We start from the raw sequence: 682 nt of genomic DNA, 5'->3' as shown, positions 1-682 counted from the left end.
TTGGGCGGGAGCGCATCGCCGACGGGCTGGGGGTCGCCGTCCACGGCCCCGGAAGTAGCGGTACTCCGTCCTGGACTGCACCTCCTGATCGACCCCGGTGCGGACCTGCACCCGGCCGTAGCCGCGGAACTGTCCCCAGGTGCGCCGTTTCGGCTTGACCAGTTCCGAGTTGTCGTAGGCCCATGCCGGGCTGTCGAGGTAGTCGTAATTGGTCTGCTGGTGCTCGAAGCCGCCGGTGTTGTCGTAGACGTCGACGCGGTTGACGACGTACTTGTTGAACCAGTCGATCTTGGAGTCTTCGCCCTCGGCGGCGTAGTACTGCGGGAAGCAGCGCTTGGTGTTGGCCCACGGCTTGGGCAAGGTGATGTCGTCGCACTCGGGCTTGGAGTAGGTGACGCCGATCTGCGCGCCGGACTCCGTGGTGATCGTCTCGATGCGGCTGCGGAACAGGCTCGAGTGGCCGTTGGGCGTGTCCACCCGGTTCGGCATGACGTCGGCATTCGGGTTGAAGACCACTGCCGGGTCGGTGACCGCCGGGCCACCGGCGCTGGTCACGTTGCCGGTGTGGACGATGCTCTTCAGCCACATCGGGGTGCTCTCGTTGCCGCCGGCCTGCAGGTAGGCATGTGCAAGTTTGTAGGTCCCGACGGGGGTATAGGCCGTCCCGCTGCCGGAGTAGACC

General features: G+C 66.1%; 1 protein-coding gene. It reads right to left on the bottom strand.

Features of this window, described 5'->3' with window-relative positions; translation table 11 throughout:
• On the bottom strand, window positions 1-682 hold a 682-nt coding region (locus tag DMB66_RS62295; RefSeq protein WP_199753335.1), incomplete at both ends, for a hypothetical protein.

The organism is Actinoplanes sp. ATCC 53533 (assembly GCF_003947245.1).
The sequence above is the reverse complement of the archived record's forward strand: the minus strand, read 5'-3'. Positions and strand labels throughout refer to the sequence as shown.